The sequence below is a fragment of the Cellulosimicrobium sp. KWT-B genome, assembly GCF_002127155.1.
Classification (GTDB): domain Bacteria; phylum Actinomycetota; class Actinomycetes; order Actinomycetales; family Cellulomonadaceae; genus Cellulosimicrobium; species Cellulosimicrobium funkei.
Genome location: NZ_NEDO01000002.1, coordinates 379,322 through 404,207, shown reverse-complemented (window position 1 = coordinate 404,207; position 24,886 = coordinate 379,322). Strand labels below are relative to the sequence as shown.

Genomic DNA, 24,886 nt, shown 5'->3' with positions numbered 1-24,886 from the left:
AGGAGGGGGAACGGTGGAGGCTCCGTGGCCGCTCCGCGGGGCCCGGCGCGCCCGGGACGCGCGCCCGTACGCTGACGGGATGCGCCTGCTGACCTGGACGTTCGCCGTCTATCTCGCCGCCGTCCTGGTCGTGACGCTCTGGCCGTCGCCGCAGTCCACCGACGCGCCCGGCTGGGCGACGTCCACGCTCGGCTTCCTCCAGGGCCTCGGGATCCCGATCACGCTGCCGGTGCTCGAGGCGCTCGCCAACGTCGTGATGTTCGGGCCGTTCGGCGTGCTCGGCGTGCCCCTCCTGCGGGGCGCGGCCGCCCGCCGGGGCGGCGCCGTCCCGAGCACGTGGCGCGCCGTCGGGCTCGTGACGCTCGCGGGCTGCGCCCTCTCGGTCGCGATCGAGCTCACCCAGAACCTCCTGCCCGGCCGCGTCCCGACCGTCCAGGACGTCGTCCTCAACACGGCCGGCGCGCTCCTGGGCGCCGTGCTCGTCGCCCTCGTCGTGGGCGGGCTCGCGCGCCGGCGGCCCGCCCGTGCCCCGAGGCCGGCCCGCTGACGGCGCGGGGCCGGGCACGAGACCAGGCAAGAGACCGGGCAAGAGACCGGACGGGCCGCCCCGCCGCGGCCGGGGGACGAGCGCGGCGGAGCGACCCGCCCGGGGTCGCGGGAGCGGGGGTCAGCGCGTGAGCGCCGTGTCCCCGCACAGGTGGACGGGCATGCCGAGCGCGGCGAAGAACGCGGCCTTCGCCTCGAGCGCGCGGTCGGCCGTCGCGGCGTCGGGCGCGTACGCGACGTTGAGGTGGTTCGCCTTGTGGCGGGCCATGAACTGGTCACGGCTCACGCCGTGCAGCACGGCGTGCATGATCGGCCACTCGGGGTTCGTCGCCTCCTTGCGGCGGCGGGTCTCCTCCGCGGGCAGGGAGACGGCCGAGGCCCGGCCGAGGTCGACCTGCAGCACGCCGTCGGCGATGTAGACGCGCGACCAGACGATCTCGCCCGCCTTGGACACGCCGTTGATCGTCGACCCGCCGGCCGGGAAGAACACCGGGTCCTGGCGCCAGCCCTCGGCACCCGCGTACCCGCCCTCCAGGTGCGAGGCGGGCACGGAGCCCGAGATCTCGAAGACCCACACGAAGCGGCCGTCGTGCTCCTCGCCCCAGCGCACGTCGTGCAGGGTCGTCGCCGGGTCGAGGCCCATCGCGGTCCACACGCGGTTCGTCACGAGCGCGTCGACGGCGACGCCCTCGTCCGCCTCGTTGAAGTGCGGGAACGCCTCGCCGTCCCACAGCACCCGACGGCCGTCGCGCGAGCGGACCGGCGGCCGCTGGACGTTGTTGAGCAGGCCCTCCGCGAGGTCCGACGCCGGGCAGATGTCCTTGAGCCCCTGCTGGTACTGGATGCCGACGGCGTCGAGCCCGAAGTCGTCGGCGATCCGCAGCGCGGCGATGTACATCTTGTGCTGCCAGCGCAGCTGGGCGGGGGTGAGCTCCGTCGCCTCGTCGGTGCCGAGCCGGAACGTCATGCCCGCGTCCTCGAGCCAGCGCTGGACCGCGTCCGCCTCGTCGTCGCCGACCCGCTGCATCTCGGCCCAGAGCGCCGACTGCGACAGCCGCTCCTTGTAGATGCCCAGGCCGTTGAGCAGCTCGTCGTCGAAGATCGCGTTGTACATCCCCATGCAGCCCTCGTCGAAGACGCCGATGATCGCCTTCTCGCGCAGGAGCTGGGCGGCGAGCGCCTCGCCGAGCTGCTTCTCGGCGCTGTCCGGGAGCTCCGGGAGCGCGTGGACGTGCGACTCGTCGTGCTCGATCGTGCCCGTCGTGACCCACGACCGGATCGCGTCCTGGAACCAGGCGTCGCTCCCGTCGACCGTCCACACGGTCGAGTAGGGGCGGCCCATCTTCGTCAGGCCCGCGTTGAGGCCGAGCAGCCCGACGAGCCCCGGCCAGTCGCCCGCGAAGTTGGCGGCGGTGAGCACCGGGCCGCGGTGCGTGCGCAGCCCGGCCAGCACGTGGTGGCTGTACTGCCACACGGCCTCCGCGACGACGAGCGGCGCGTCGGGCGGGATCGTCGCGAACACCTCGAGCCCCATGCGCTGGGAGCTGATGAACCCGTGCCCGGTCTCGGGATCCACGTCGTTGGCCCGCACGACCTTCCAGCCGTTCGCGGCGAACGCGTCGGTGAGGACGCGCTCGAGCTCCACCTGCGTGGGCCAGCCCGCGACGTTCGCGGACTCGCGCAGGTCGCCCGACGCGACGAGGTAGACCGTGCGCTCGGGGGCCTGGGGCTCCGGCGCGAGCGTGGGGACGGCGTAGGTGCTGCTGGTCATGCGGGTGCTCCTTCGAGGGCGGTGCGGTCGGGGGCGGGGGGCGCGGCCCGGCGGGCGAGCGCGTGCACGACATCGCGCGTCGCCGGGTAGAGGTCGCGGTACAGGCCGTAGAGCTCGTCGTAGACGCCGCGCACCGCGGGGTCCGGTCGCACGACCCGCGCGGGCGGGTTCCACGCCGCGACGTCCAGGAGGTGCCCCTGCTCGTGCACGAGCCCGGCGGCGAGCATCGCGGCGCCGTAGCTCGCGCCGATGGTGCTCGTGGGGACGACCTGGGGCAGCCCCGTCACGTCGGAGACGACCTGCGTCCAGAGGTCGCCCTGGGTGCCGCCGCCCACGGCGACCACGCGGGAGACGTCGGCGCCCGCCGCGCGCAGGGTCTCGACGTTGTGCCGCACGCCGAACGCGGTCGCCTCGAGCGCCGCGCGGTAGAGGTCGCCGCGCGTGTGCGAGAGCGTGAGGCCGGCGACGACGCCGCGTGCGTCGGGGTCCTGGACGGGGGTGCGCTCGCCCGCGAGGTAGGGGAGCAGGAGGAGCCCGCGGGCACCGGGCCCGCTGGCCGCGGCCTCGGCGAGCAGCTCGGGGTAGTCCGCGCCGGTCAGGTCCTTCAGCCACGACGTGACGGCGCCCGACGTCGCCATGCCCCCGGCGAGGCTGTGGGTCCCGGGGTAGGCGCCGACGGTGCCCCACATCGTCTCGCTGCGCAGCGGCTCGGCGACCGTGGCGACGAGGAACATCGTCGTGCCGTACATGAGCATGAGGTCGCCGACGTGCGTCGCGTCGACGCTCACGGCCTCCGACCAGGCGTCGATGGTGCCGGCGACGACGGGCGTGCCGGCGGCCACCCCGGCGAGGCGCTCGCGGGTGACCCCTGCCGCCTCGCCGGGCCACCGCAGCGCGGGCAGCTCGAAGCCGGGCGCGACGAGCGCGGCCCACTCGCCGATCCAGTCGTGGTCGCGCGGGTCGTACAGGGGCGTCGACTGCGACGCCGAGTGGTGGTCGAGCACGTACGCGCCGGTGAGGCGGAAGGCGAGGTACGACGCCGGCATGAACAGGCGGCGGGCGCGCGCCCAGGCCTCGGGCTCGTGCCTCCGCACCCAGGCGATCTTGGGCCCGGCGGCCTGCGACGACAGCGCCGAGCCGCACCGGTCGAGGACCGTCGCGCGCCCGAGTGCCTCGTCGAGCTCGGCGATCTGCTCCGTCGCCCGGGTGTCGACGCCGTAGAGGATCGCCGGGCGGACCGGGGTCCCCTGCTCGTCGGTCAGCAGCACGCACGGGCCCATGCCGGAGAGCCCGACGGCGGCGACCTCGAGGTCGGCCGGGACGTCGGGGCCGCGGACGGCACCGGGGGCGAGGTCGGCCGTGAGCTCGGTGACGACGTCGACGAGCTCGTCCCACCAGACCTGGGCGTCCATCTCGACATGGCCGGGCTGCGGCCGGTCGACGACGTGCGCGCGCGTGGTCGAGCGCAGGATCGCGCCGTCCGGACCGACGAGCACGCCCTTGGTGCTCGACGTCCCGACGTCGACGCCGACGAGGCCGGGGGTCGTGGGGGAGGGCATGCCGACCAGCATGGCAGAAATCGATTACAGACACAACCGGTCCCGCGACCTGCGACGTTGCCCTTGGCTGTCTCAAAAAGTGAGACGAATCCGGGCGTCACGGAACTGTGACCTCGGGCCTGGCCGAGCGGCGCGGAGCGGCTCGGCGGCGCGCCCGCGTCCCGGACAACCGACCCGGGGCCCGTTGTCAGCGCGGGGCCACCGGTCCGCGGCGCGGCCCCCAGCCGCGGGACCGCGGGGCCGGGCCCGGGACCCGTGTCGGACAACGGACATCCCGCTGTCGGCTCGACGCCGTGACGCGCTGTCGGCGTCCGCCGGACCGGGTCGCGGCGGCCGGACAGGACACGGACGACACGGCGCGCCGCGGGCCGCCGCACCCCGGCTCGACCCGTTGACGGTCCCGGCGGGGAGACGTTCGATGAGGCCCTCGCATCCAACGACGGAGAGAGGACGGACGCGATGAAGCTTCCCCGAACTGCGCGGCGCGGCATCCAGGCCGGCGTCGCGCTCACGATCGTCACGTCGCTCGCGGCGTGCGCCGGCAGCGCCGACCCCGAGCAGTCGGGCCAGGGGGGCGAGGGCGGGACGACGGTGACGTTCCGCTCCTGGAGCCCGATCGAGCAGACCACGCGCCAGATGATCGACGCGTTCACCACCGCGAACCCCGACGTCACGATCGACTCGACGATCTTCAACTACCCCGAGTACGTCGTGGACCTGCAGACCCGCGCGAGCTCGGGCACCATGCCCGACATCGTCGGCCTGCAGCCCGGCGCGCTGACCCAGCAGTACCGGGAGAACCTCATGCCGCTCGAGGAGTGCGCGGCCGACACGTGGGGTGACGACTGGGAGTCGAAGTTCTTCCCGATCGGCCTCGAGCAGGCGCGGATGGGCAACCCCGAGGGGGACGACAGCTACTACGCGCTGCCGCTCCTCGTGCAGACCGTGAACCTCTGGGCCAACTCCGACCTCCTCGACGAGGCGGGCGTCGAGCCCCCGGCCACGTGGGCCGAGCTCGAGAGCGCCGTCGACGCGCTCGGCGGCGGCTCGGCCGCGCCGTTCCTGCTGCCCGCCAAGGACTCGTGGCTGCGCAACGTCGTCTTCCTCCAGATCGCCAACAACGTCGAGCCGGGCCTCGTCCAGCAGGCGGAGTCGGGCGAGGCGTCGTGGACCGACCCCGGGATCGTCGAGGCGTTCACGTACTGGCAGAAGCTCTTCACCGACGGGATCGCCCAGCAGGGCGCCCTCGCGCTGGACGCCTACCCGAACGGCGTCAACCAGTTCGAGGCGGGCAACGCCGCGATGATCCCCCTCGGGGCCTGGTGGATCCAGCAGTCCGACCCCTCGCGCGCCGACATCCCGCCGCTCTCGCAGGGCATGGAGGGCTACGAGCCCTTCCTGTTCCCGACGATCCCGGGCGGCGCGCCCGAGCCGCAGCTCGTCGGCGGCATCGACGTCGCGCTCGGCATCTCGAAGGACGCGAAGAACCCCGAGCTGGCGTGCCAGGTCCTCACCGACTGGATCGCCGGGGACGGCGCCCAGGTGCTCATCAACACGTTCAACGACCTGCCCGCCGTGCAGGGCCTCGACCCCGAGGAGTTCACGAGCGACAAGCAGCGCGAGATGTGGACGACGTTCACCGAGGACTGGATGCCCGAGGTGCAGTACTCGCGCTACTTCGAGTCGCCGGACATCGACACGGCCGTCGCGGACGCGCTGTCCGCGGTCGCCGCCGGGCAGTCGACCCCCGAGGAGGCCGCGGCGAAGGTCCAGGCGGTCCAGGACGGGCTGGGCTGACGATGGCAGCCCTCGTCTCCGGGCGACCCGCGGCGGCGACGCCGCGGGTCGCCGGGCCGCGCGCGACGACGTCGACGGGACGCGGCACGCGTCGCCGCCAGCAGCTCGTCGCGCTCGGCTTCATCGCGCCCGCCCTCCTGCTCTTCGCGGTGTTCGTCGTGTACCCGATCGTGTTCAACGTCCAGGCGAGCACGCTCGACTGGGACGGCGTCAACGCCGGGACGCCGGTCGGCGTCCAGAACTACGCGGACCTCGCCCAGGACCCGGTCTTCCACATCACGCTGCGCAACTCGCTGCTGTGGATCCTCCTGACGATCGTCCCGCAGGCGGTCATCGGCTTCACGCTCGCCTGGCTGCTCAACACCCGGCTGCGGGGACGCACGGTGTACCGCGCGATCTTCTTCCTGCCGGCCGTCCTGTCGCCCGTCGTCGTGGGCATCGTCTGGCAGCGCCTGCTCGACCCGTTCAACGGCGTCCTCGCACAGCTCGGGCGGGCGACCGGCCTCGAGGTCCTCACGCGCCCCTACCTGTCCGACCCGTCGACGGCGATCGTCACGGTGATCGTCGTCAACGTGTGGATGTGGTCGGGCTTCTCCATGCTGTTCTACCTCGCCGGCCTCCAGCTCCTCGACCACTCCGTCCTCGAGGCGGCGCGCATCGACGGGGCGAGCGGCTGGGCGCTCGTGCGGCGCATCGTCCTGCCGCTCCTCAAGCCGACCCACCTCTCGCTCGTCCTGCTCGGGATCATCGGCTCGCTCAAGACCTTCGAGCTCGTGTGGGTGCTCACCGAGGGCGGGCCCAACCACGCGTCGGAGCTCATGCCCACGTACATGTTCAAGGAAGCCTTCCAGCTCCAGTCGTTCGGCTACGGCGCGACGATCTCCGTCGTCCTGCTCGTCCTCGCGATCGGCTCGTCCGTCGCGATGCTGCGCACGTTCGGGGCCGGGTTCATCACGGGGGAGAAGTCATGACGGCGCTCAGCTCCGGCACCGACCGCGCGCGGCGCGCGGCCGACGGCACCACCACGCCGCCCGCCGCCCCCGTCCGCCGTCGGCGCGGCCACGGCCGCAGCAAGGACGTCGAGGCCCCGCCGCGGTGGTCGCACTGGGTGCTCGGACCGCTCGCGGCGCTGTGGATGGTCCCCGTGGTGATGGTGGTCGGCATCTCGCTGCTGCCCACGTCGAACCCCTCGACGACGGCGCTCGGCCTGCTCCCCGAGGAGCCGACGCTGCGCAACTACGTGACGATCTTCGAGACCAACCCGATCCTCCAGCACCTGCTCAACAGCCTGCTGGTGTCGGTCCCGTCGATCCTCCTCGTCGTCCTCCTCGGCTCCATGACCGCGTTCGCCCTCGCCCGCCTGCGCGTGCCGTTCCGGGGCGTCGTGTTCGTCGGGCTGCTGCTCGCGCTCGTGCTGCCCATGGCGAGCATCGTCGTGGCGGTCTTCAAGATCCTCCAGGCGATCGGCCTCTACGACTCGCTGCTCGGGCTCGTCCTCGCCTACACGGCGCTCGGCCTGCCGTTCGCCGTGATCATGATCCGCACCACCTACCTCGCGATCCCCGACGAGACGTACGAGGCCGCGCTCGTCGACGGCGCGTCCGCGTGGACGATCTTCTGGCGCATCTACTTCCCGCTCGGCAAGGCGGCCGCCGCGGTCGTCGTGATCTGGCAGCTCATGATGACGTGGAACGACTTCCTCCTGCCGCTCGTCGCGATCAGCGACAACGACCTCAAGCCCCTGACGCTCGTCCCCCTCGCGTACCGCGGGATCTACCTGAGCCAGCCCGGCGCGCTGTTCGCGGTGCTCGTGCTCATCTCCGTGCCTATCGTCGTCGTCTACCTGTTCATCCAGCGGTACCTGGTGAACGGTCTCGCGGGGTCGGTCAAGTGAGCTACCTCGGCATCGACCTCGGGACCACGGGGACGCGCGTCGGCGTCTACGACGAGGGGGGCAACGAGCTCGTCGCGCGCTCGCGCCGCACGACGGTCGTGCGCCCCGCGCCGGGGCGCGCGCACGTCGACGCGGAGGCCGTGCTCGACGGCGTCGAGGCGCTCGTGCGCGACGTCGTCGCCGAGCCCGCGGTGGCCGCGGACCCGGTGGAGGCCCTGTCCTTCTCGACGCTCGGCGAGGCCGTCGTGCCCGTCGACCGCGCGGGCCGCGCGCTCGGCCCCGCCCCGCTGAGCATGGACGGCCGGGGCGCGGGCTCGGCGGACCGGCTCCGCGAGCTGCTCGGCGGCGACGCCGTCCAGGAGATCACGGGCCAGCCGCTGCACCCGATGTTCTCCGTGCACAAGGTGCGCGGGCTCCTGCCCGACGGCGCGCTGCCCGCCGCGGTGCGCACCCTGGACGACTTCGTCGCGACGCGGCTCGGCGCGGCGCCGGCCGTGGACCTGACGATGGCGTCCCGCACGGGGGCGTTCGACGTCCGGACGCGCGCCTGGTCCGACGCGGTGCTCGACGCGCTCGACGTGCCCGCCGCGCTCCTGTCCCCGGTGGTCGCCGCGGGCGACGTGATCGGCGCGGTCTCCGCGGACGCCGCCGCCCGGACGGGGCTGCGCGCCGGGACGCCCGTCGTCGCGGGCGTGCACGACCAGGCCGCGGCCTTCCTCGGCGGGGGCGGACGCCCCGGACTGCGCGCCGTGTTCTCGTTCGGGTCGAGCGACTGCCTCACCGTGGGCACGCGCGCCCGGCCGGAGCGGCTCGGCGGGACCGGGCTCGCGACCTACCCCGTGGGAGCGGACCTGTGGGTCACGCTCGCGGGCACGGCGGCGGGCGGCTTCGCGCTCGACTGGTTCTCGTCGATCGTCCACCACGACCGGATCGACCCGTGGGCGTCGCTCTACGAGGTCGGCGCCGTCGACCCGCCCCCGCTCCTGGTCGCGCCCTACCTCGCCGGGTCGGGCACGCTCGACAACGACCCCGCCGCGCGGGGCGCGCTCCTCGGCCTGACGCTCGAGACGACGACGGCGCAGATCGCGCGCGCGTTCGTCGAGGCGTCCGGCTTCGAGCTCGCGAAGATCCGGGCGGCGCTCGCGGAGCGCGGGGTGGAGCCGGTGGACGTGCACGCCGTCGGCGGCGGCTCGGCCAACCTCGGCGCCCTCCAGGCCCGGTCCGACGCGGCCGGGGTCCCGCTGCGCGCCGTCGTGCGGGAGGCGGCGGGGCGCGGCGCCGCGCTCCTCGCCGCGCTCGGTGCCGGCACCTTCGCGAGCGTGCTCGACCTGCCCGCCCCCGCCGTCGTGCACGAGGCGAGCCCCGACCCGCGGCACGCCGGATGGTACGCGCGGCAGCGCGCGACGTTCGACTCGCTGCACCAGCTCCTCACCCCCGTCAGCACGTCCCTCGCCGTCGAGACCGTCGACGGCACCGCACTCAAGGAGATCGCATGACCACGCTGGACACGTTCGACCTGCAGGCCGCGCGCGAGGACGTCCTCGCGTACTGCCTGGAGTCCGTGAAGCTCGGGCTCAACTTCAACACGCAGGGCAACATCAGCCTCCGCATCCCGGGCACGTCGACGTTCCTCATCACCCCGACCGACCTCGAGTACGACCGCATGACGCCGGACGACCTCGTGGTCGTGGACGAGGACGCGAACGTCGTCGAGGGGCGGCTCCAGCCGTCGTCGGAGGTGACGGTGCACCTCGCCGTCTACGCCGCACGCCCCGACGTCCAGGCCATCGTCCACACCGAGCCCACGTACGCGAACGTGTTCGGCGTGCTGGGCGAGCCGATCCGCGGCGCGCTCGTCAACATGGTCATCTACACCAAGGGCGACGTGCCGGTCATGCCGTTCGCGCTGAGCAACTCGACCGAGTTCGGCCGGGACATGGCGCGGTACCTCGAGGACCGCAACGCCGTCGTCTGGGCCAACCACGGCCTGCTCACGGTCGGGCCGAACCTGCGCGACGCGTTCAAGACGAGCGTCGCGGTCGAGAGCGCGGCGAAGGTGCTCTCCGCGGCGCGCGCCGTGACGGACGACCCGATCGTCCTCGACTACGCGTCGCTGGGCATCACGCACACGCTGTGAGCGGGCCCGGCGCGCGGCGACCCGGTCCGGTCGGGCGCCCCGCCCGGCCGGGCCGCCTAGCCGAGGACGTTGCGCGCCGGGTCGATCGGCACGCACCCGCAGGTCGTGCCGTAGGCGATGTCGTAGTCCATGTCGAGCAGGCGCGGCGGCAGCGACGGGTTGTTCATGCGCTCCGTGAGGAGCTGGACCGTCCGGGCGGCGAGCGTCGCCGCCGGCGCGACGGCGTTCGTGGGCACGAGGCCCGTCGTCCCGACGCCGGGCACGTTGTCGAACGTCGTCAGCACGACGTCGGACGGCACCTTGAGGCCGAGGCGCTGCGCCGCGGTGAGCACGCCCCAGAACATGAGGCTGTTGGTCGCCAGCACGCCGAACGGCGGCTCGAGCGTCCGGAAGAGCGAGTACGCCGCGGTCGCCGCCTCCTCCGACGTCGTGAGGCCGGCGAGGACGTGGTTCTCCGTCCCCGTCCGGCTGACGACGCGCTGGAACGCGGTGTGCCGGTTGCGCAGCGTCGAGACCGCGAGGTCGCCCGCGACGAGGCACACGCGCTGCACGCGGTGCTGCTCGATCATGTGCAGCGTGAGCTGCTCGGCCGCGTGCCGCGCGTCCGGCAGCACGTGGTCGACGAGGCCGCGCACGGACGGCACCGTGCGGTCGACGACGACGGTCGGCACCGACTGCGCGAACTCCACGAGGCCCGGGGCGCCGGTCGGGAAGATGACCATGCCGTCGACGTCGAGCCGACGGAACGCGGTGAGGATCGCCTCCTCGGTGTGCAGGTCGTCGTCCGAGTCCGCCGACAGCAGCGTGGGGCTCACGTTGGCGAGCCGCTCCTGGAGCGCGCGGCTGACGGCCGCGAAGTAGTCGTTGCGCACGTCCGGGAAGACCAGCCCGACCACGCCCGTGCGCCGCTTGCGGCCGCGCGGGCGGGACTCGCCCTCCAGCCCGAGCTCGGCGATCGCGTCCTCCACGAGGCGCCGCGTCGCGGCAGCGACGTGCGGCTCGTCGTTGACGACGCGCGACACCGTCTTGATGGACACCCCCGCGCGCGCCGCGATGTCGGCGAGCCGCACGGACCGGCCACCCGCTCCCGCGGTCCGGTCGTCGTCCTGCGTCACGTCGCCTCCGCCCGTCGCTCGCCCGCACCCGCCGCCGTCCGCCCGGGCGGCACGCTCCCGACGACACGACAGGAAGGTCAGCCATGACCCTCGTCACGAACCGTACCCTGCTCGACGCCGCCGCCCGGGGTGGCTACGGCGTCGGCGCCTTCAACGTCGCGGACCTCGCGATGGCGACGGCGGTGCTCGACGCCGCGCGCGCCACGGAGAGCCCCGTCATCGTCGAGACCCTGGCCGGGTCCCACCCGTACGCCTCGGACGCGCTGTGGTGGTCCGCCCTGCGCACGGCGATCGCGGCGTACCCCGACGTCCCGGTCGCGCTGCACCTCGACCACGGCCCCGACGAGGCGACGTGCGCACGCGCCGTCGCGGCGGGGTTCACGAGCGTCATGATCGACGGCTCCCTCGGGCCCGACGGCCGCCCCGCCGCCTTCGAGGACAACGTCGCGGTGACGCGGCGCGTCGTCGAGCACGCGCACGCGCACGGCGTGTCCGTGGAGGGCGAGCTGGGGACGATCGGCGGCTCGAAGGACGGGCGCAGCCACGCGGAGATCGTCCTCGCGGACCCGGAGCAGGCCGAGGAGTTCGTGCGCCGCACCGGGGTGGACGCCCTCGCCGTGGCGATCGGGACCTCGCACGGCGCCTACAAGTTCACGAGCCCGCCCGACGGCTCCGTCCTGCACATGGACCTCGTCGAGCGCATCGCGTGGCGCGTGCCGGGGACGCACCTCGTCATGCACGGCTCGTCGGGGCTCCCGGCCGACCTCCGGGCGACCATCAACGCGCACGGCGGCGACCTGCCGGAGTCGTGGGGCGTCCCCGACGCCGAGAAGGCCCGGGCGGCGAGCCTCGGCGTGCGCAAGATCAACCAGGGCATGGACCACTACATGGCGTTCACGGCGGGCGTCCGCGTCGCGCTCGCCGCGTCGCCCGGCGACGTGGACCCGGCGCGCTACCTCGCGCTCGGCCGGGAGTGGGCGCAGCGGCTCGTCGAGGAGCGCATGGTGCTGTTCGGCCAGGCCGGCCGCGCGTCCGACGTGCTGCCCGCCGCCGCGGGCGCCCCGGCGGCGGGCTGAGGCCGGCTCACGGCCCGGCGGGCGTGCCCTGGACGACGCGGCGCGCCGGGTCGTCGGCGCCGGCCAGCCGGTCGAGCAGGATCCGCGCGGCCGTCGTGCCGAGCGCCCGGGGGTCGAGCGGGACGAGCGCGACGTCGGACGTGCGCGACGTCGCGAAGGGCAGGTCGCCCACGATGCCGACCCCGACGGCGGGCCCGTCGCCGGCGCCGCGGGCCCGTGCGTCGGTGGCCGACGCCGCGGGTCGGCCGTGCGCCTCGGCGAGCGCCCGGAGCACGCCGACGCCCACGAGGTTGTTGGTGGCGAGGATCGCGTCGGGCGGGTCGGGCCGGGCGAGCAGGTCGACGGCCGCCCCGTGGCCGCCGTCGACGCGGAAGTTCGCGTGCACGAGCAGCCCGTCGGGGGAGAGCCCGGCCTCGGCGAGCGCCTCGCGCCACCCGTCCGCGCGCTCGACCGCCGTGCTCGTGCCGCGCGGCCCGGTGATGCACGCGACCCGGCGGAACCCGCGCTCGACGAGCTCCGCGGCGGCGCGGCGCCCGAGCGCGACGTTGTCGAACACGACCTGGTCCACGTCCTGGCGCACCCGGCGGTCGATGACGACGACGGCCCGACGGCGGGCGCGCAGGGCGGCGGTCTCGGGCGCGTCGGTGGCCGGGGCCAGGACGACCCCCGCCATGTTCTCGCGCTCGGCGACGGCGAGGTAGCGCTCCTCCTTCGCCGGGTCGTCGTCGGTGTTGCACAGGACGACGGAGTAGCCCGCCTGCTGGGCGACGTCCTCGACGCCGCGCGCGACCGCCGTGAAGAAGGGGTTCTCGACGTCGGGCAGGACGAGCGCGACGACGTCGCTCGACCGGCGGCGCAGGGACCGCGCCGTGCGGTCCGGGGCGTAGCCGAGGTCCTCGACCGCCGCGCGGACGGCGGCCGCGAGCTCCGGCCGGACGGTCTTGCCGTTGAGGACCCGGGAGACGGTGGCCGTGGACACGCCGGCGTGCCGGGCGACGTCGACGATGCGGGTCATGCCCGCGAGCGTAGCCGGGCGCCCGGGTCCCACCCGCGCGCCTGCGGCACAATGGTCCGGTCATGGGGCCGGTCGCCGGCCCCGTCGGGCGTGGGGACGAAGGGGCGAGGGTGTCGGTCGACACGGTGCGTGCGGGGTCGCTGGGGGATCGTCTCGCCCACGTCCTGAGGGTCGCGATCGTCCGGGGGGAGCTGGCGCCGGGGGAGCGGCTCGTCGAGGAGGGCGTGGCGCGGCAGTACGACGTGTCGCGCGGGCCCGTCCGCGACGCGCTGCGGGTCCTCGCGGCCGAGCACCTCGTCGAGTCCGAGCGCCGCGGCTACGTCGTGCGCGGCGTGGGCGCCGCCGACGTCGACGAGCTGTACGACGTGCGCAGCGCCCTGGAGGCGGTCGCCGTGCGCGCGGCGGCGGAGCACGCCGACGAGGTCGACTGGTCCGCGAGCGAGGCGGCTCTCGCCGGCATGCGCGAGGCGGCGGACGCCGGCGACTGGTACACGTACGCCGCCCACGACCTCGCGTTCCACTCCACGCTGTACGCCGCCGTGCCGAACCGCCGCCTGCGCACGCTGTGGGAGCAGATCGAGCCCACGTTCGCGGTCATGCTCCAGGAGACGAACAAGCAGGACGTCGACCTGCACCCGTCGTGCGCGGACCACGAGCGGCTGCTCGACGCGATCCGGACGCCGCGCCTCGACGAGGCGCTGGCCTACCTCGACGAGCACCTCGCCGGCTCGCGCCGCCGCATGAAGGACGCGCTGCAGCAGCCGCGCCGCTGAGCTCCCTCCCGCACGCCCCGGTCTGCCTCGGCAGGCCGGGGCGTCGTCGTGCCGCAGGAACGTCTTCTCGTTGACGGTTGACTGTTAACAGTAAACGGTGCCATCCTGACGGCGGCGCGAAGCAGCGCCCGCGCAGCGACGCGAGAGACCGAAGGAGACGTGCCATGACCACGGCACCGGAGATCATCACCCCGCCCGTCACGACCTACGACGCGTCGGGTGCGCTCGACCTCGGGGCGCTGCGCGTGCTGCTCGCCCACGTGGAGCCGGAGGTCGACGGGGTGTTCGCCGTGGGCACGACGGGCGAGTTCCCGGCCCTCGACGCCGCCGAGCGCGCCGCGCTCGTGCGGACCGCGGCCGACGTGTTCGGCCCCGACCGGACGATCGCGCACGTCGGTGCCGCCTCCGTGCACGAGGCGCTCGACCACCTGCGCGCGGCCGAGGACGCCGGCGTCCGGCGCTTCGCCGCCATCACGCCCTACTACCTCACGGCGAGCGACGAGGGCGTCGTGCGCTACTACGCCGCCCTGCGGGCCGCGACCGACGGCGAGCTCTACGCCTACGTCTTCCCGGACGTCGCGTGCTCCGACGTCTCGCCCGAGCTCCTCGCCGTGCTCGCCGAGCTCGGGCTCGACGGCGTCAAGACGTCCGGCGCCGCCTCGGCCCGGGTCGACGCGTACCGGTCCGCGGCCCCGCGGCTCGCGCTCTGGTCGGGGAACGACGCCGACCTCCCGCACGTCGTCGCGGCCGGTGGGCGCGGGACCGTGTCCGGCGTCTCCGGGGTCGCGCCGCGCGCGTTCGCGGACCTGCGGGCGGCGCTCGCCGCGGACGACGCGGCCGCCGTCGTGCGGGCGCAGGCGGTCGTCCAGCGGCTCGTCGCCGCGCTCGGGCCCAGCATCGCCCGCCTCAAGTACGGCCTCGACGTCCAGGGTCTGCCCGGCGGGACGACGCGCATGCCGGTCGACCCGCCGTCTGACGCCGTGAAGGCGGAGATCCGCGCGGCACTCGCCGCCGCCGGGCACGACCTCGCGGCCGCCTGACCCCCGCTCCGAACCGCTCGACCCGCGGCACCCCGGACGGGTGCCGCGGGAGGGGCCCGGGCCCTCGCCGCTGAGACCCGGAGCCCCCACACTGAGATCAGCGGAACCCCGCACCGAAGGAACAACGATGTCCGTCACCGCACCCGCGGCCCCGCTCACGAGCAGGCGGTACGCCTGGAAGGTCACGCTCTCGAGCTTCGTCGGCAACACGCTCGAGTACTACGACTTCCTCGTCTACGGCACCGCCGCCGCGATCGTCTTCCCCGCCGTGTTCTTCCCGTCCGAGAACTCGTTCGTCGCCACGCTGTCGTCCCTCGGCACGTTCGCCGTCGGGTTCCTGGCCCGCCCGCTGGGCGGCATGTTCTTCGGCCGCCGCGGCGACAAGCAGGGGCGCAAGTCCACGCTCGTCCTCACGCTCGCGATCATGGGGACCGGGACCCTGCTCATCGGCTTCCTGCCGTCCTACGACTCGATCGGCCTCCTCGCGCCGGCGCTGCTCGTCGTGCTCCGGCTCGTCCAGGGCTTCGCCGTCGGCGGCGAGTGGGGCGGGTCGATGATCATCGTGCTCGAGTCCACGAACCCGCGGCACCGCGGCTTCTACACGTCGTGGCCCAACACCGGCGGCTTCTCCGCGCAGATCCTCATCACCCTCGTGTTCGCCTGGGTGTACACGCTCGACGACGCGCAGCTCCAGTCGTGGGGCTGGCGCGTGCCGTTCTGGCTCTCCGCCGTCGTGCTCGCCGTCGGCCTGTGGATGCGCCGCTCGCTCGAGGAGACGCCGGTCTTCACCGACGCCGTCGCCGGCCTCGAGAAGGAGGGCCGCAACCGCTCGCTCACCGTCGAGAACCTCGAGGCCAGCCAGGCCGCCGTCCGCGAGCGCCAGGAGCGCGACGCCGCCGCGGCCACCGAGACCGCTCCGCAGGCGCCCACCCGCGGGCCGCTCGCGAGCGTCTTCCTCGAGGACTGGCGGAACCTGCTGCGCATCGTCGGGCTGCGCTTCGCCGAGGCCCTGCCGTACTTCCTGCTCACGGTCTTCGTGCTCAGCTACGGCCCGCAGCACCTCGGCATCGAGAAGGAGAGCCTCAACACCGCGATCCTCATCATGGCGGTCCTCGCGTTCCCCGCCCACGGGATCTTCTCCTGGGTCTCCGACAAGATCGGTCGCCGGCCGGTCTACTTCTTCGGGGCCCTCGTCGTGTTCGTCATGGCCTTCCCGTTCTTCGGGCTGCTCAACACGGGCAGCTTCGTGCTCATCGTGCTCGGGTACGTCCTCATGCTGAACCTCGGGCACAACGCCATCAACTCGATCCAGCCGGCGTTCTTCGCCGAGCTCTTCCCGGCGGACCGCCGCTACTCCGGCGCGGCCACCGGGCGCGAGATCGCGTCGATCGTCGCGGGCGGCCTCACGCCGTTCATCGCGACGGCGCTCGCGGGCGAGGACGGGTCGCGCTGGCAGCTCGTCGCGCTGTACGTCATGGTCGGTGCGCTCATCACGATGCTCACCGTGTGGAAGACGCCGGAGACCTTCCGGCGCGACCTCAACGTCGTCGGCGAGACCGTCCGGTGACGACGCCCGTGGAGCGCCTGCTCGTGTCGGGCGACGGCGAGGCGTGGGCCCAGTGCCACGCGTCCACCGTCGCCCGCACGGGCGGGCGCACGCTCGTGGCATGGTTCGCCGGCACCCGGGAGGGCACGCCGGACAACGCGATCTGGCTCGTCGCCGAGGAGGACGGCGTCTGGGGCGAGCCCCAGGTCGTGCTGGGCGAGGACGACGGCGTCGCGTGGTGGAACCCCGTGCTCGCCGTCGCGCCCGACGGCCGGCTCTGGCTCTTCGCCCGCCGGGGCGAGCGGATCTCGCGCTGGGTGACCTGGTACCGCACGTCCACGGACCACGGCCGCACCTGGACGGCGCCGCGCGAGCTCGTGCCCGGGGACGCGAGCGGCGGTCGGGGCCCGGTGAAGAACCCGCCCGTCGTCACGCCGCGCGGCGCGTGGCTCGCCCCGTCCTCGGTCGAGAGCGGGGGAGCGGACCCCGTCTGGGCCGCGCGCTTCGACCGCTCGGAGGACGCCGGGGCGAGCTGGGCGCTCGCGGACGTCCCGCTCGACCGGTCGCGGCTGCGCGGCGCCGGGGTCATCCAGCCGGCGCTCTGGTCGGGGCGGTCGGGTCTCGTCGCCGTCTGCCGGTCGAGCGAGGGCCTCGTCTTCCGGACGACGTCCGCCGACGACGGCCGCACGTGGACGGTCGCCGCACCCACGCGGCTGCCCAACAACAACTCGGGTCTCACGGCCGTCCGCCTGCCGAGCGGGCGCGTCGCCCTCGTGCACAACCCGGTCGGCGAGGAGTGGGGCGCGCGGTGCCCGCTGAGCGTCTCGGTCTCGGACGACGACGGGCTGACCTGGCACCGGGTGCTCGACCTGGAGGACGGGACCGAGGCGCCCGCCACGCTCCCGGGCGTCCCCGTGCCCGCCCTGCGGGAGGCCGGCCCGCCGAGCGGGTTCGCCGCCGGCGACACGGGGATCGTCACGGACGGGCGCGGCGAGTACTCCTACCCGTCGGCGACGACCGACGGCGCGACGCTGCTCGTCGCCTACACCTGGCAGCGCCGGGGCATCGTCCTCGCGCGCGTGCCGCTGCGGCTCGTGGACCGGCCGGTCGCCGCCGCGACCGACCGGGCCGGGTCGTCGTGAGGATCGCGCGGCTCCGCACCGCGCACGGCCCGCGGGCCGCCGTGCTCGACGGCGACGCCTGGGACGTGCTCGTCGCGGACGTCCCCGAGCCCGCGACGGGTCGCGACGGCCGCCCGGCGCTGCCCGCGTCGAGCGGCGTGCGGGTCCGCGTCGACGACCCCGGCCTCGACGGCGCCCTGCTCGCGCCGTGCCGCCCGCGCGTGGTGGTCGGCATGGCCCACAACAGCGGGCCGGAGGGTCGGGCGCTGCCCCCGCAGGCGTTCCTCAAGTCGGCGCGCACGGTCGTCGGGCCGGGGGTCGTCGTCCGGCACGACCGCGCGCTGGGGCGCCTGGTGGCGGAGGCGGAGGCCGCGGTCGTCGTGGGACGACCGTGCCGCGACCTGCGGCCCGACGACGTCCCCGGCGCGATCCTCGGCTGCACCGTCGCCGACGACCTCACGGCCGACGACCAGGTGCCGCTCGACGCGATGATGACGCGCGCGAAGAACGGCACGGGGTTCACGCCGCTCGGCCCGTGGATCGACACCGCCGCCACGCTCGACGACGCCGCGCTCGTCGTCGCGGTGGACGGGGTGGAGCGGGCGCGGTCGACCACCGCGGGGCTCTCCTACGACGTCGTCGACCAGCTCGTGTTCCTCACGCGCCACCTCGAGCTCGGCCCGGGCGACGTCGTGCTCACGGGCGCGCACCGGTCCGCCGTGCCCGTCGAGGGCGGGGTGGAGGTCGCGCTCGAGGTCGGCGGCGTCGGCACGCTGCGCCACCGCATCGCCTGAGCGGCCGCGTCGCCGGAGCCGACCGGGCGCCGGTGGGCCGGCGCGGCGGCTCCTAGCCCTGCACCGCGCCGTCGACGTAGGACCAGCGGTCGCCCTCCCGGACGAACCGGCTCACCTCGTGGAGCCGCCCGCGGTCGGCCGGGTCGGTGCGCGAGCGGTGGTGCGCGACGAACTCCACGACCCCGGTCGTGTCGAACGGGCCGCCCGCCTCCGTGCGCACGACGTCGAGGCGGCGCCACTCGACGTCGTCGTCGAGCTCGAGGTCGGCGGGCCGGGTGGAGGCGTGCCACGTCGCGAGCAGGTAGTCGGCGTCGCCGGCGGCGAACGCGCTGTAGCGCGAGCGCATGAGCGCCTCGGCGGTCGGTGCGTGCGGGCCCGGGGCGGCGCCGTCCGGGCCGGGGCGCAGCCCCGCGTGGTACCGGCCGCAGCACGACCCGTAGGTGTCGCCGGAGAGGCAGGGGCAGCGCGCGCCGTCGTCGAGCGGGTTCCCGGTCATGCGGCCGCATCCTACGGGCGAGCCGTGCGGGCACGGCCCTCGCACGACGACGCCCGCCTACCGAGGCGGACGGGCGTCGTCGTGCTCGACGGCTCTCCCGGGCGCCTCGCCCGCGGGCGAGGCGACCGGGAGGGGTGCGTCAGTCCTGCGGGTCCCAGGGGCCCCAGCGGTCGCCGGGCGCCTGGTTCCGCGTCCACCACTTCGCGGTGTACGTCGTGCCCTCGTACGTCACGCTGTCGCCCTTGACGTAGATGCGGCTCGGCTTCCACGCGCCGACCCCGGCGGAGTCGACCCCCGCGATCTCCTCCCACGGGCCCCACGCGTCGGCGCCGGGCACCTGGCCCTTCGTCCACCACTGCGCGCGCCAGACGGCGCCGCCGTAGGTGACCGTGGTGCCGCCCGCGTAGGCGGTGCCCTTCGACCAGGCCGGCGGCTCGGTGTACGTCGGCTGGGCCTGCGGGTTGAACTCGTCCGTCACGACCGACTTCGCGGCGTTCGTCACCGGGTCGTCGAGCAGCAGAACGTCGAGGCCCTGCTGGATGTCGTTCGAGATGATCGCGCCGTTGTACCAGTACGCCGACCACGAGCCGCCGAGGACCAGGCGCTCCGCGGACAGCGGGCCACGGTCGAACCACGCGATCTCGACGGGGTTCGCCGAGTCCGTGAAGTCCCACACCGAGATGCCGCCCTGGTACCAGGCCTGGACCATGATGTCGCGGCCCGGGACGGGGATGAGCGAGCCGTTGTGCGCGACGCAGTTCTCCGTCGCGGCCTGCTCGCGCTCGATCTTGTAGTAGCTCTTGAACACGAGCTCGCCGCCGACGATGTCGTAGATGGCGTCCGCGCCCTTCTCCGGCCCGACGGTCGGGTTGCACGTCGGCGCCCCGCCGCCGCCCAGCTCGTCCGTGAAGACGACCTTGGTGCCGGCGTTGTTGAACGTCGCCGAGTGCCAGAACGCGAAGTTCGTCGTGTCCCGGACGACCTCGGTCACCACCGGGTGCGCGCGGTCGGAGATGTCGAGCAGGATGCCGTCGCCCATGCACGCGCCCGCCGCGAGGTCCTTCGACGGGTAGGTCGTGATGTCGTGGCAGCCCGACGTCGTGCTCGAGCCGTTGCCGCCCGGGTTGCCGCCGTCGGGGAAGAGGACGGGCGTGGAGACGAGCTCCGCCGCTGCGGGGTCGTCGAGCGGGATCTGCACGACCGAGATGAGGTCGTGCGGCGGCTGGCAGTCGGGGAACGCCGCGTTCGGGCTGTACGACGAGACGTAGACGAACAGCTCCTCGCCGTCCTGCGACGGCGCGAGGGAGTGCGTGTGGGAGCCGCACTGGGTCTCGACGGACGCCACGTACTCGGGCGCCGTCGGCTCGGAGATGTCGAAGACCTTGATGCCCTCCCACGAGTCCTTGATCGCGGCGCTCTGGGCGACGTTCTCGCACGAGTCGTTGCTGCGCGAGGAGTCGGTGCTGAGGACGAGCAGGTCGCCGTAGACGGAGATGTCGTTCTGGGACCCGGGGCACACGACCTGGGCGACCTGCTGCGGGGCGGTCGGGTTCGCGACGTCGTACACGGTGAAGCCGCCGTAGTTCCCGGCGAACGCGTACCGGCCCTGGAACGCGAGGTCGGTGCTGTACTGCCCCTCCGGCGCGAAGCTGCCGTTCTTCGGGATGTTGGCGACGTGCGTGAGGTTGGGGCTGCCGGCCGTCTCCCCGGGCGCCAGGACGTCGGTGGCCTGGGCGAGGGGGGCGAGGCGCTGTGCGGGGAGGTCTGCGAGCGAGGCGGCGGACTGCTCGGTGAGCGCCGCCACCGCCTCGGGGGAGCCGTCGGACGGCTCCGCGGCGGCGGTCGTGGCGACCGCGAGGGTCGAGACGGCGAGGGTCGCCGCCAGGGACGAGGCGAGCAGGACCCGGCTCCGGTGCCGGTGCGTCTGCCGGTGCGTTCTTCGATGCACGAGGGAAACACCTCCTTGGTAGTGTGCTGCAAATTCTGGCGGGCACATGTGATCTGGACCACTCAAACCGGGCGGATGGCGAGGATCTTTTACACGGAGGGAACAGCGCGGGTGCAGATTTTTCCCAGCCGTAACACAGCGCGGCGCAGCGCCGTGCGTGCCCTGACCTGCGGCGTCACCGCGACCGGCCTGGCGCTCGGGTTCGCGCTCGGGCTGGCCGCGTGCACGCCCGACCCGCAGCCGACGTCGACGCCGTCGAGCGTCGTCGTGCAGCCCGGGCGGCCCGGGGAGGACGCGACGACCGTCGACCCCGAGGACTACGCGGGGGCGCCCGACGAGGGCTCGTGGAACCAGGCCGACGCCGCGTTCGTCACCGGCATGATCGAGCACCACCTCCAGGCCCTCGAGATCGCCGCGCTCGCGCCCGACCGCGCCGGGTCCGACGCCGTCCGGTCGTTCGCGGAGCGCGTCACCGCCGCGCAGGGGCCCGAGGTGCACGCGCTCGCGTCGTGGCTCCAGGCGCGCGACCTCGCCGTGCCCGAGGGCGCGCAGGACGCGGGCGGGACCGGCCCGCGCGCGCCCGACGGCGCGGAGCACGACCACGGCGACGGGACCGCCGGGATGCTCTCGGACGAGCAGCTGGCGGCGCTCGAGGCCGCGAGCGGCCCGGAGTTCGACCGCCTCTTCCTCGAGGGGATGATCCAGCACCACGAGGGCGCGCTCGCGATGGTCGACGTCGTGCTCGTCGAGGGGGAGGACCTCTTCGCGAACGAGATGGCCGCCGAGACGGCGGCCGGCCAGGGCGGCGAGATCGACCGCATGCGGGACCTCCTCGCGCAGCTCTGACCCGTCCGTCCCGGCACGGGGCACCACGCACGACGGCGGCCCGCCCCGGGGTGGGACGGGCCGCCGTCGGGCGTGCGGGACGGGTCAGCAGGAGAGGTTGTTGCCCGTCGTCGTGCCGAGGATCTGCGTGAACCGCTGGAACGCGGCGATGCGCGACTGCACCTGCGCCGGGTTCCCGCCGTTGCACTCCATCGTGCCGTTGATCGAGCGGATGGACTCGCCGAAGCCGGCGCCCGACACGATCGCCTGGTGTCCGGACATCGAGCCCGCGCCCGACTGCGTGTTCCAGAACCACAGGCCGGTCTTCCACGCGACCGCGGAGTTCTGCTCGACGAGGTACGGGTTGTTGAGCAGGTCGATGCCGAGCGCGTCGCCCGCGGCCTTGTAGTTGTAGTTCCAGCTCAGCTGGATCGGGCCCTTGCCGTAGTAGGCGGACTGGCCTGCCGGGCAGCCGTACGGCTTCGAGGTGTCGCAGTAGTGCGGGTAGTTCGCGGTGTTGATCTCCTTGACGTACACGAGGCCGCCGGTCTCGTGGTTGACGTTGGCGAGGAACGCCGCGGCCTCGCGCTTGGCGACCTCGGTGCCGCCCGTCGTCGCGAAGCCCGGGTAGGCGGACAGCGCGTCGACGAGGCCCTGGTACGTGTAGAACGGGTTCCGGTTGGGGAACATCTGGTTGAACTGCGCCTCGGAGACGACGAACCCGGTCGGGTTGCCGGGGTTCCCCGGGTTGCCGGGGTTCGTGCCGCCGCCGCAGGCGCCCTGGCTGCGCCAGACGCCCCACTCGCCGGTGGTGCCGGGCGTGTCGCCCTGGGTCCACCAGCCGGCCTTCCAGTTCTGGCCGCCGTGGGAGACGACGGCGCCGCCCGTGTAGACGGCGCTCGCGCTCCAGGGGGCCGCGCACGTCGCGGCGTGCGCCTGCTGCGCCGGGCCCGCGACGGACCACGAGAGCGCTCCCGCGAGCGCGAGGACGAGGCCGAGGAGCAGGGCGAGAGAGCGGGAGATCGGCCGGGCGGCGGCCGTCGTGGGCGCCGCGGGGGAGGACGACGCCGGGGCTCGCGTGTGCATCGGTGCACCTTTCGTCGGTGGTCGGGTCGCGTCGAGCCTGACCGCCGCGCGGCGTCGTGGACAACCCCCCTACGCGGAACCCCGTACCCGTGGAAGCCCGAGGTAGAGCCGAGGTCCCGCGAGGTAGAGCCGAGGTCGGGACCACGGCTCTACCTCGCGCGACCGCGGCTCTACCTCGCGCGACCAGGGCTCTACCTCGTAGTGGGGGACGGGCGTCGCGGGGGCGGCGGGGTTGACGTCCGGGCGGGGCGGGTGCGAAAGTGTCCGCCAACCCGGAAACGTTTCCAGGGCTGTCGAGGTCGTCAGTCTGGAAACGTTTCCAGAACGACGGTCCTTCGACGACGAGGTGGACGACAGTGACGTCATCACGCGCCACGCTGATCCAGGTGGCACAGCGGGCCGGGGTCTCCCTGGCCTCGACCTCCCGTGCGCTGCACGGGACGGGCGCGAGCCCCGCGATGGTCGAGCGCGTGCGCGCCGCGGCCACCGAGCTGGGGTACAGCCCGGACGCCATCGGGCGCTCGCTGCGCCTCAAGAAGACGTTCCAGGTGGCGTTCGCCGTCGCGGACATCGGCAACCCCGTCTACGTCGAGATGATGACGGCGATCCACGAGGTGCTCGCGCCGCACGGCTACCGCGTCGTCGTCATGACGACGGGGGACACCACGCGGTCCACCGTCGAGCTCGTGCGCAGCCTGTCGAGCGGCTTCGTCGACGCCATGATCCTCAGCCCGCTGCGCACCGACGACGAGCTCGTCGAGGAGATCCGCGAGGCGCCGGTGCCCGTCGTCGTCATCGGCCGCACGCTCGCGGACCGCGGTATCGACTCGGTGTCCACGGACTCGGCGGGCGGCATCGGCGAGGCGGTGCGGCACCTGCTCGGCCTCGGCCGTCGCCGGATCGCGTTCCTCAACGGCCCCCTCGACACGACCCCCGGTGAGGCGCGCCAGCGCGGCTTCGACGCCGCGACGCGTGCCGCCGACTTCGACGCCGAGCGGGTCGAGGTCGCGCCCGCCCTCGACTTCACCGTCGCCGCGGGCCTCGCGACGACGCGCGCGCTGCTCGACGCCACGGACGACGACGCCCGCCCGGACGCGATCGTCGCGGCCAACGACCTCCTCGCCATCGGCGCCATCCGGGCCGTGCGCGAGCGCGGGCTCTCGGTCCCCGAGGACGTCGCGGTGACCGGCATGGACGACACGGAGATCGGCCGCGTGTTCCAGCCCTCCCTGACGAGCGTCTCGCTCGGCTCGACGGAGCGTGGACGCGTCGCCGCGCAGCTCGTCGTGGACCTCGTCGACGGCGACGCGGAGCCCGGGCGGCACACGGCCGTCGGGCCGCGGCTCGTCGTGCGCGAGTCGACCGCTCCCGGGGGTGGTTCCCGGTGAGCGCACCGACCCTCGCGGGCGACCCCCGTCGCTCCGCTCTGCGCCCCGACCGCGGCCCGGTGCGCCGGACCGGCGGCATGGCCCGCGCCAAGCGGCGCGAGGCGATCGCGCTCGTCATGCCGTCGCTCCTGCCGATCCTCGTGCTCAGCGTCGCGCCGCTCGTCATGGGCGTCGCGCTCGCGTTCACCGACGCGCGGCTCGTGCGCCAGCCGGACTACCAGTTCGTCGGCGTCGACAACTTCGTGCGCCTCGCGGACAACTCGTTCTTCTGGGACTCGTTCCGCATCGGCATGATCTGGGCCGTCTCGGTGACGCTGCTCCAGCTCGTCGCAGCGATGGGCCTCGCGCTCCTGCTCAACTCGGGGCTCCGGCTCCAGGGCCTGACGCGCGTGCTCGCACTCATCCCGTGGGCCATGCCGCCGGTCGTCGTGGCGATCATGTGGCAGATGATCTACTCGCCCAACGCGGGGCCGCTCAACGCGTTCCTCGGCGCCCTGGGCCTGCCGGACGACATCAACTGGCTCGCGGACTTCTCGACCGCCCTGCCCGCGGTGATCGTCGTCGGGGTGTGGGTCGGCATGCCGCAGACCACCGTGACGCTGCTCGCCGGGCTCCAGCAGATCCCGGACGAGCTCCACGAGGCGGCGGCCATGGACGGCGCGGGCGCGTGGCGCCGCTTCACCGCGGTGACGCTCCCGAGCCTGCGCCCGATCATCACCTCGATCACGTCGCTGAACTTCATCTGGAACTTCAACTCGTTCTCGCTGGTCTACGTGCTCACCGAGGGCGGCCCGGGCGGCCGGACCATGCTCCCGATGCTCTTCACGTACCTCGAGGCGTTCAAGAACCGCAACATCGGCTACGCCGCCGCGATGGGCGTCGTCCTCGTCGTCGTGGTCGTCCTCCTGCTCGCGATCTACCTGCGGTCGCAGTTCCGCTCCGAGAAGGAGAGCTGACCC

General features: G+C 74.0%; 22 protein-coding genes. 15 read left to right on the top strand and 7 right to left on the bottom strand.

Features of this window, described 5'->3' with window-relative positions:
* The first annotated feature begins 79 nt into the window (after positions 1–79).
* A complete protein-coding gene (locus tag B9L22_RS08005) occupies positions 80–547 on the top strand; it encodes a VanZ family protein (protein ID WP_143317176.1) in 468 nt (155 codons plus the stop codon).
* A gap of 120 nt (positions 548–667) precedes the next feature.
* On the opposite strand, the gene B9L22_RS08000 is transcribed toward B9L22_RS08005, so the two are convergent.
* The gene (locus tag B9L22_RS08000; protein ID WP_086149934.1) at positions 668–2,317 is read right to left on the bottom strand and encodes a fucose isomerase; all 1,650 of its coding nucleotides are present in this window, start codon (positions 2,315–2,317) and stop codon (positions 668–670) included.
* Entirely contained in the window at positions 2,314–3,876 is a 1,563-nt protein-coding gene (locus tag B9L22_RS07995; RefSeq protein WP_086150222.1) for an FGGY-family carbohydrate kinase, read from the bottom strand. The genes B9L22_RS08000 and B9L22_RS07995 overlap by 4 nt, the downstream gene beginning before the upstream one ends.
* 459 nt (positions 3,877–4,335) lie before the next feature.
* Here B9L22_RS07995 and B9L22_RS07990 point away from each other — a divergent pair, with 459 nt between their 5' ends.
* Genes B9L22_RS07990 through B9L22_RS07970 form a run of 5 tightly spaced genes read left to right on the top strand, consistent with a single transcriptional unit; the run spans position 4,336 to position 9,704 of the window.
* Complete coding sequence (locus B9L22_RS07990) at positions 4,336–5,673, top strand: ABC transporter substrate-binding protein (protein WP_031316944.1); 1,338 nt, start codon at positions 4,336–4,338, stop codon at positions 5,671–5,673.
* Between the two features lie 2 nt (positions 5,674–5,675).
* Positions 5,676–6,644 (top strand): carbohydrate ABC transporter permease, encoded by a 969-nt coding sequence (locus B9L22_RS07985; RefSeq protein WP_083711552.1) that lies wholly within the window; start codon positions 5,676–5,678, stop codon positions 6,642–6,644.
* Positions 6,641–7,567, top strand: a complete 927-nt coding sequence (locus B9L22_RS07980; protein WP_086149933.1) for a carbohydrate ABC transporter permease — start codon at positions 6,641–6,643, stop codon at positions 7,565–7,567. Before B9L22_RS07985 ends, B9L22_RS07980 begins: the two co-directional genes overlap by 4 nt.
* Complete coding sequence (locus B9L22_RS07975; RefSeq protein ID WP_086149932.1) at positions 7,564–9,063, top strand: L-fuculokinase; 1,500 nt, start codon at positions 7,564–7,566, stop codon at positions 9,061–9,063. Before B9L22_RS07980 ends, B9L22_RS07975 begins: the two co-directional genes overlap by 4 nt.
* A complete protein-coding gene (locus B9L22_RS07970; protein ID WP_021483183.1) occupies positions 9,060–9,704 on the top strand; it encodes a class II aldolase/adducin family protein in 645 nt (214 codons plus the stop codon). Before B9L22_RS07975 ends, B9L22_RS07970 begins: the two co-directional genes overlap by 4 nt.
* Positions 9,705–9,760: 56 nt before the next feature.
* On the opposite strand, the gene B9L22_RS07965 is transcribed toward B9L22_RS07970, so the two are convergent.
* Complete coding sequence (locus B9L22_RS07965) at positions 9,761–10,819, bottom strand: LacI family DNA-binding transcriptional regulator (protein WP_076404334.1); 1,059 nt, start codon at positions 10,817–10,819, stop codon at positions 9,761–9,763.
* 83 nt (positions 10,820–10,902) lie between these two features.
* Here B9L22_RS07965 and B9L22_RS07960 point away from each other — a divergent pair, with 83 nt between their 5' ends.
* Positions 10,903–11,895, top strand: a complete 993-nt coding sequence (locus tag B9L22_RS07960) for a ketose-bisphosphate aldolase (protein ID WP_086149931.1) — start codon at positions 10,903–10,905, stop codon at positions 11,893–11,895.
* A 7-nt stretch (positions 11,896–11,902) separates the two neighbouring features.
* Here the strand turns inward: B9L22_RS07960 and B9L22_RS07955 are convergent, their stop codons facing one another.
* On the bottom strand, positions 11,903–12,910 hold the full coding sequence (locus B9L22_RS07955; RefSeq protein ID WP_086149930.1) for a LacI family DNA-binding transcriptional regulator: 1,008 nt from the start codon (positions 12,908–12,910) through the stop codon (positions 11,903–11,905).
* 110 nt (positions 12,911–13,020) lie between these two features.
* Between B9L22_RS07955 and B9L22_RS07950 the strand changes: the two genes are divergently transcribed.
* The 5 genes from B9L22_RS07950 (at position 13,021) to B9L22_RS07930 (ending at position 18,184) form a co-directional block, all read left to right on the top strand.
* A complete protein-coding gene (locus B9L22_RS07950; RefSeq protein ID WP_021483304.1) occupies positions 13,021–13,683 on the top strand; it encodes a GntR family transcriptional regulator in 663 nt (220 codons plus the stop codon).
* Positions 13,684–13,847: 164 nt separating this feature from the next.
* Positions 13,848–14,723, top strand: coding sequence for a dihydrodipicolinate synthase family protein (locus tag B9L22_RS07945; protein ID WP_086149929.1), 876 nt, complete (start codon positions 13,848–13,850; stop codon positions 14,721–14,723).
* Positions 14,724–14,850: 127 nt separating this feature from the next.
* Positions 14,851–16,290, top strand: a complete 1,440-nt coding sequence (locus B9L22_RS07940) for an MFS transporter (RefSeq protein ID WP_086149928.1) — start codon at positions 14,851–14,853, stop codon at positions 16,288–16,290.
* The gene (locus tag B9L22_RS07935; RefSeq protein ID WP_158097171.1) at positions 16,287–17,411 is read left to right on the top strand and encodes an exo-alpha-sialidase; all 1,125 of its coding nucleotides are present in this window, start codon (positions 16,287–16,289) and stop codon (positions 17,409–17,411) included. The genes B9L22_RS07940 and B9L22_RS07935 overlap by 4 nt, the downstream gene beginning before the upstream one ends.
* Complete coding sequence (locus tag B9L22_RS07930) at positions 17,408–18,184, top strand: fumarylacetoacetate hydrolase family protein (protein ID WP_086149927.1); 777 nt, start codon at positions 17,408–17,410, stop codon at positions 18,182–18,184. Before B9L22_RS07935 ends, B9L22_RS07930 begins: the two co-directional genes overlap by 4 nt.
* A 52-nt stretch (positions 18,185–18,236) precedes the next feature.
* Here the strand turns inward: B9L22_RS07930 and B9L22_RS07925 are convergent, their stop codons facing one another.
* Both B9L22_RS07925 and B9L22_RS07920 read right to left on the bottom strand, forming a co-directional pair.
* On the bottom strand, positions 18,237–18,680 hold the full coding sequence (locus B9L22_RS07925) for a YchJ family protein (RefSeq protein WP_086149926.1): 444 nt from the start codon (positions 18,678–18,680) through the stop codon (positions 18,237–18,239).
* Positions 18,681–18,819: 139 nt separating this feature from the next.
* The gene (locus tag B9L22_RS07920) at positions 18,820–20,628 is read right to left on the bottom strand and encodes a carbohydrate-binding protein (protein ID WP_086149925.1); all 1,809 of its coding nucleotides are present in this window, start codon (positions 20,626–20,628) and stop codon (positions 18,820–18,822) included.
* Between the two features lie 153 nt (positions 20,629–20,781).
* Here B9L22_RS07920 and B9L22_RS07915 point away from each other — a divergent pair, with 153 nt between their 5' ends.
* Positions 20,782–21,474 carry a DUF305 domain-containing protein gene (locus tag B9L22_RS07915; protein WP_158097170.1) on the top strand — a complete coding sequence of 231 codons (693 nt, stop codon included), beginning with the start codon at positions 20,782–20,784 and terminating at the stop codon, positions 21,472–21,474.
* Positions 21,475–21,558: 84 nt separating this feature from the next.
* On the opposite strand, the gene B9L22_RS07910 is transcribed toward B9L22_RS07915, so the two are convergent.
* Positions 21,559–22,539, bottom strand: coding sequence for a glycoside hydrolase family 19 protein (locus tag B9L22_RS07910; RefSeq protein WP_086149923.1), 981 nt, complete (start codon positions 22,537–22,539; stop codon positions 21,559–21,561).
* 356 nt (positions 22,540–22,895) lie between these two features.
* Between B9L22_RS07910 and B9L22_RS07905 the strand changes: the two genes are divergently transcribed.
* Complete coding sequence (locus tag B9L22_RS07905) at positions 22,896–23,927, top strand: LacI family DNA-binding transcriptional regulator (RefSeq protein ID WP_021481797.1); 1,032 nt, start codon at positions 22,896–22,898, stop codon at positions 23,925–23,927.
* Positions 23,924–24,883, top strand: a complete 960-nt coding sequence (locus tag B9L22_RS07900) for a carbohydrate ABC transporter permease (protein ID WP_021481798.1) — start codon at positions 23,924–23,926, stop codon at positions 24,881–24,883. Before B9L22_RS07905 ends, B9L22_RS07900 begins: the two co-directional genes overlap by 4 nt.
* The last annotated feature ends 3 nt before the right edge of the window (positions 24,884–24,886 follow it).